The sequence below is a fragment of the Yersinia artesiana genome (genome assembly GCF_902726545.1).
GTDB lineage: Bacteria > Pseudomonadota > Gammaproteobacteria > Enterobacterales > Enterobacteriaceae > Yersinia > Yersinia artesiana.
This window is the reverse complement of record NZ_CACVAD010000098.1, coordinates 1-5,947: the sequence shown is the minus strand read 5'-3', so window position 1 is coordinate 5,947 and position 5,947 is coordinate 1. Positions and strand designations below refer to the sequence as shown.

The window sequence follows — 5,947 nt, the reverse complement described above, 5'->3', positions numbered from 1 at the left end:
TATATATTCTAACTTGGAATATATATTGTTTTTTAATTACAGTAAGATCTTAAAATAATATTTATTCCTCAGCGGTAAATAGATATTATTTTTTTTGGTTAACCACTAATACCGCACAGTTTTAATCACGCAACGTTAATATCATTCACTTTGTCAGTCTATAGATATCCCCTTTTCGTATTGAAAATGAGCTGACGCCCACATTTCCTTTCCTTTATAGCATGGTCAGATGGCAGCTCTTCTATCATTAAGATATCGATTCACCACTCAGCGCATTAAGTAAGTCTCTAAATCAACATCTTTTATGCGTGATCTGTCGCCCAAAAAAGAAACAAAACATCTCCTCACACTATAATTAACTTTTGATTGACATATTATTAACAATCTCAAGGAGAATGATGATGAGCCAAATACATAAGCACTCTATTCCAACTGCAATTGCAGAGCATGCCCTGATAAACCCAGAACAATATCACCAATACTATCAACAATCGGTTCAGAACCCTGATGAATTCTGGGGTGAGCATGGCAAGATTATTGATTGGATTAAACCCTATAAAACGGTGAAGAATACCTCTTTCGATCCTGGTCATGTCAGTATCCGTTGGTTTGAAGATGGCACGCTGAACCTTGCGGCAAACTGCCTGGACCGCCATCTGGCAGAACGCGGTGATCAAACAGCGATTATCTGGGAAGGCGATGATCCTAATCAGTCCAAAACCGTTACATACAAACAACTTCATCATGATGTATGCCAGTTTGCCAATGTGCTGAAAAAGCTGGGCATCAAGAAAGGTGATGTTGTTGCTATCTATATGCCAATGGTGCCAGAAGCTGCCGTGGCGATGTTAGCCTGCGCCCGTATTGGTGCGGTTCACTCGGTAATTTTTGGTGGATTCTCACCTGATGCCGTCGCTGGCCGAATTATCGACTCTAACTCAAAATTGGTGATTACTGCCGATGAAGGCATCCGTGCTGGTCGCGCCATTCCCCTGAAAAAAAATGTCGATGAGGCGCTGAAAAACCCTGCCATTACCAGTATCAAAAATGTTGTTGTGTTCCAACGAACCGGCAATGCCAGTTATTGGAACGATGGGCGAGACCTGTGGTGGCACGACCTGATTAAAGATGCTTCGGCCGATTGCCCACCAGAAGAAATGAATGCGGAAGATCCGCTGTTTATCCTGTATACCTCCGGCTCTACCGGTAAACCGAAAGGGGTATTACATACCACCGGCGGTTATTTGGTTTACGCCGCACTGACTTTTAAATACGTTTTTGATTACCACCCTGGCGATATCTATTGGTGTACTGCTGATGTGGGTTGGGTGACTGGTCACAGCTATTTACTGTATGGCCCGCTGGCTTGCGGTGCTATTACCTTAATGTTTGAAGGTGTCCCGAACTATCCGGGCGTCAATCGTTTGGGTCAGGTCATTGATAAACATCAGGTCAATATTCTGTATACCGCTCCTACTGCTATCCGCGCCTTAATGGCCGAAGGTGACAAAGCCATCGAAGGCACTAAACGAACTTCGCTGCGGATCATGGGATCGGTTGGGGAGCCGATTAACCCAGAGGCATGGGAATGGTATTACAACAAAATCGGTAACAGCAAATGCCCAATAGTTGATACCTGGTGGCAGACTGAAACCGGTGGTTTCATGATAACCCCACTCCCAGGTGCCACCGAATTGAAAGCAGGTTCTGCAACTCGCCCATTTTTTGGCGTTCAGCCAGCGCTGGTAGACAATCTGGGCAACCCACAAGAAGGTGCCACCGAAGGTAATTTAGTCATCACCGACTCGTGGCCCGGTCAGGCCCGCACCCTGTTTGGTGATCATGACCGTTTTGAACAGACCTATTTCTCTACCTTTAAAGGCATGTATTTCAGTGGTGATGGCGCACGTCGTGACGAAGATGGCTACTACTGGATCACCGGCCGGGTTGATGATGTGCTGAACGTATCAGGCCATCGTTTGGGTACCGCTGAAATTGAGTCAGCGCTAGTTTCGCACCCAAAAATTGCTGAAGCCGCTGTCGTTGGGGTTCCGCATAACATTAAAGGGCAGGCTATCTATGCCTACATCACCTTGAATCATGGTGAAGAGCCAACGCCTGAGCTGTATACCGAGGTGCGCAATTGGGTGCGTAAAGAGATTGGCCCAATCGCCACACCCGATATCTTGCACTGGACCGATTCATTACCAAAAACACGTTCGGGCAAAATTATGCGCCGGATCCTACGCAAAATCGCCGCAGGTGATACCAGCAACTTAGGAGATACCTCAACGCTCGCCGATCCGGGTGTCGTCGACAAATTGCTGGAAGAAAAACAATCAATGCAAGCGCCATCGTAAATTATGCCGCCTCCGGGCGGCACCTTATTTAATGCCTCAAAGGAGAGACTCTGATGAATGACAACATTTATCAAGAGATTGAAAATAACCCGCGTTTCAAAGAGTTGGTGCAAAAGCGCAGTCACTTTGCCTGGCTACTGTCGCTGATTACCTTGGCGCTGTATGTCGGTTTCATTTTCCTTATTGCTTTCGAACCACAATGGCTCGGCACCCCGCTATACGCAGGTGCGACCATTACTCGCGGCATTCCCGTGGGTGTAGGCTTGATTGTTATTTCTTTTGTTCTGACAGGTATTTACGTTATTCGTGCTAATGGCGAGTTTGACCGTCTGACGGCAGAAATTCTTCGCGAGGTGAAGCAATGAAGACTCGTCATTGGTCCGTACTTTCCTTATTGACTATTCCTGCGCTGTCACAAGCAGAAGCAATTACCGGTGAAGTCCATCGCCAACCACTTAATATTCAAGCAATTGTAATGTTTGTGCTGTTTGTCGGCGCAACACTCTATATCACCTACTGGGCATCTAAACGAACCCGCTCACGCGGAGATTATTACACTGCGGGTGGGCGTATAACCGGTTTCCAGAATGGTTTGGCGATTGCCGGTGACTTTATGTCGGCGGCCTCATTCCTCGGTATTTCTGCATTGGTTTATACCTCCGGTTACGATGGCCTGATTTATTCCATCGGCTTTTTAATCGGCTGGCCAATCATTCTATTTTTAATCGCTGAACGTCTGCGTAATCTGGGCCGTTATACTTTTGCCGATGTGGCATCTTACCGGCTGAAGCAAAGACCTATTCGCACCTTATCTGCTTGTGGCTCGTTAGTTGTCGTGGCTTTATATCTGATTGCACAAATGGTCGGAGCAGGTAAATTAATTGAGTTGCTGTTCGGTTTGAACTACCACGTTGCCGTCGTATTGGTCGGTATCTTGATGGTGCTGTACGTCCTGTTTGGTGGCATGTTGGCCACAACATGGGTACAGATAATTAAAGCCGTATTACTGCTGGCTGGCGCATCCTTTATGGCTCTCATGGTGATGAAGTCGGTTAACTTCAACTTCAATACACTGTTCAGCGAAGCAGTTAAAGTTCACCCTAAAGGCCTGTCAATCATGAGCCCTGGGGGGTTGGTATCCGACCCTATATCCGCCTTGTCTCTTGGCCTGGCATTGATGTTTGGTACCGCTGGCTTGCCACATATTCTGATGCGCTTCTTTACTGTAAGTGATGCAAAAGAAGCCCGTAAAAGTGTGTTCTATGCGACAGGCTTTATCGGTTACTTCTACATATTGACCTTTATTATTGGCTTTGGCGCGATCCTGTTGGTAGGCCCAAATCCAGCCTTTAAAGATGCGGCTGGCGCATTGCTGGGCGGCAATAATATGGCGGCAGTTCATCTGGCTGATGCTGTAGGCGGTAGTTTCTTCTTAGGCTTTATCTCAGCGGTTGCCTTTGCAACTATTCTGGCGGTGGTCGCGGGCCTGACATTAGCGGGTGCATCTGCGGTTTCGCATGACCTTTACGCCAGCGTCATCAAGAAGGGCAAAGCAAATGAGCGTGATGAACTGAAAGTATCGAAAATCACCGTGGTGGTTTTAGGATTTGTCGCGATCGGCTTGGGTATTCTGTTTGAAAAACAAAACATTGCCTTCATGGTAGGCTTAGCATTCTCCATTGCAGCCAGTTGTAACTTCCCAATTATCATCATTTCGATGTATTGGGAAAAACTGACGACTCGTGGCGCGATGATTGGAGGCTGGTTAGGATTACTGACTGCGGTCATCCTGATGATTTTAGGCCCAACAATCTGGGTGACAATACTGGGCCATGCAAAACCAATCTATCCCTATGAATATCCTGCACTATTCTCAATGATAGTAGCATTTGTCGGGATCTGGTTCTTCTCCATCACCGATAACTCAGAAGAGGGCCAGCAAGAGCGGTTGCGCTTCAAAGCCCAGTTTGTACGTTCACAAACTGGCTTGGGTGCCTCTCAGAGCAGCTCTCACTAATTCGGTTGATTTCACTCAAGGCCCTGCGGGGCCTTTTTTTATGGTTTGAGCCAGCGATCTAACCACGGGAACACCACATCTTGCTGTTCTTGATAAAATACATGCCCTAATGCTGGCCAATTACGAGTGACCAACCGTGACTCTGCATTTTGTGAACGCCAAATGGCATGGACTTTGTTATATGCCTCTTGCACAGCATCCGATGGGAATAGCTTATCTTTTCCGCCGTTAAAAAGTAGCATCGGTTTTGGTGCGGCTAAACTGGCAATATCTGGAAAATCTAACTTATTAGCAATGCCAGGGTGCAGCATATAGAAAGCGGATTGTCCCCGAAGTACATTATTCCCCGGAGTCATCAGGCCCTGGTAGTTACCAAACCAAGATATAGCCGCAGTTGCAGCCACCTTATCGGACAATGCGGCTAGCTGCCAGGCGCGATAGGCACCCATAGAAAAACCTACAACGCCAATACGTTGCGGATCAACTGACGGCAATGTCGCCAGAAAATCAACAGTTCGCATATCCTCATAAGCCATTGTTCCCGCTAATGATCGACCAAGATTAAAGAAGTTACTGGCTACAGCTTGTTGCTGCTCATAGCTGATAGGGCCTCTATCACCCCAACCAATAGCATCGATGGATAGCACCACATAACCGCGTTTTGCCAATTCATCGCCAATGAATTTGCCACTGAAGAATTTATCCGACCACGCTTGTGCAGAGGCAAGTTGTGCACTATCTCCCCATGGACGGATCATTTTCTCTTTGCCGATATCAAACTTGGAGCCATGATCATGCAATAAAACAATCGCCGGATGAGGCCCTTTGCTCTTTGGTGTTAATAGCAACCCCTGTACGCGGCTTTCATCTGTGATATTAAACACTATCTTTTCAGCAATATAACTACCACGCTCTTGCTGATCGATCTTTTCTGCGGAGAAAGCAATTGTTGAGTCAGGAGTGAGTAATGCCTGGCGAAGAACTTTTCTGGTATCACTCTTCCACAAAGCAAAATCAGTATATTTGCCTGCTAACCATGAGTTTTGGTAAGTCATTTGCTTTTTTAGCTGTGGATAAAATACCGGTAGGTTGTTTTCAGTAATGGCTACTTTTTGGTACGTCACCGGGCTTGCCTGAACCGCTGTACAGGTAAGCGTCGTCGCCAATATTGCGGTAATTGCGGTATATACAAAGAGACCAGCATTCATTTAGACCTCAATAATCAAAACATTGTTTCAATTTTGTAGTCAATAATTCTAAGGAAATGAAGCTTTATTTCTGTGGGCGTGGTTATAAAAATGGCAGAAAGATGATTAATATGGCGGGAAAATTGTCTTTATATACAAGCATTCTGTCAGCTTAGAGATATCCAATGACCATATACCTGCATATGTGGTTCATATATCGTTAAGTCGCATCCAAATTTCAGATACAAAAAAGCCCTCTGCATGGCAGAAGGCTCTTTCTTTGGCTTTTTATTTCCCACATAGCCGAAACCCCACGCTTTTGGCATGGGGTCTCGGCTTGATTTGATGCCTGGCAGTGTCCTACTCTCGCATGGGGAGACCCC

Annotated in this window: 4 protein-coding genes; 3 read left to right on the top strand and 1 reads right to left on the bottom strand. The window is 46.1% G+C overall.

All coding sequences use genetic code 11. From position 1 onward, the window contains the following. Positions 1 to 401: 401 nt before the first annotated feature. The 3 genes from acs to actP are packed head-to-tail and all read left to right on the top strand — an operon-like array spanning position 402 to position 4,377. A complete protein-coding gene (acs, locus tag HU019_RS19990) occupies positions 402 to 2,360 on the top strand; it encodes an acetate--CoA ligase (RefSeq protein WP_174850128.1) in 1,959 nt (652 codons plus the stop codon). Between the two features lie 53 nt (positions 2,361 to 2,413). Then, complete coding sequence (locus tag HU019_RS19985; RefSeq protein WP_005156735.1) at positions 2,414 to 2,725, top strand: DUF485 domain-containing protein; 312 nt, start codon at positions 2,414 to 2,416, stop codon at positions 2,723 to 2,725. Next, the gene (gene actP, locus HU019_RS19980) at positions 2,722 to 4,377 is read left to right on the top strand and encodes a cation/acetate symporter ActP (RefSeq protein ID WP_174850127.1); all 1,656 of its coding nucleotides are present in this window, start codon (positions 2,722 to 2,724) and stop codon (positions 4,375 to 4,377) included. Before HU019_RS19985 ends, actP begins: the two co-directional genes overlap by 4 nt. A gap of 38 nt (positions 4,378 to 4,415) precedes the next feature. On the opposite strand, the gene HU019_RS19975 is transcribed toward actP, so the two are convergent. Then, positions 4,416 to 5,585 (bottom strand): dienelactone hydrolase family protein, encoded by a 1,170-nt coding sequence (locus HU019_RS19975; RefSeq protein ID WP_265101918.1) that lies wholly within the window; start codon positions 5,583 to 5,585, stop codon positions 4,416 to 4,418. Between the last annotated feature and the right edge of the window lie 362 nt (positions 5,586 to 5,947).

Excerpts from the sequence above, each read along its gene's own strand:
- actP (WP_174850127.1), top strand. The coding sequence starts at position 2,722 with ATGAAGACTCGTCATTGGTCCGTACTTTCCTTATTGACTATTCCTGCG.
- HU019_RS19975 (WP_265101918.1), bottom strand. The coding sequence starts at position 5,585 with ATGAATGCTGGTCTCTTTGTATATACCGCAATTACCGCAATATTGGCG.
- HU019_RS19985 (WP_005156735.1), top strand. The coding sequence starts at position 2,414 with ATGAATGACAACATTTATCAAGAGATTGAAAATAACCCGCGTTTCAAA.
- acs (WP_174850128.1), top strand. The coding sequence starts at position 402 with ATGAGCCAAATACATAAGCACTCTATTCCAACTGCAATTGCAGAGCAT.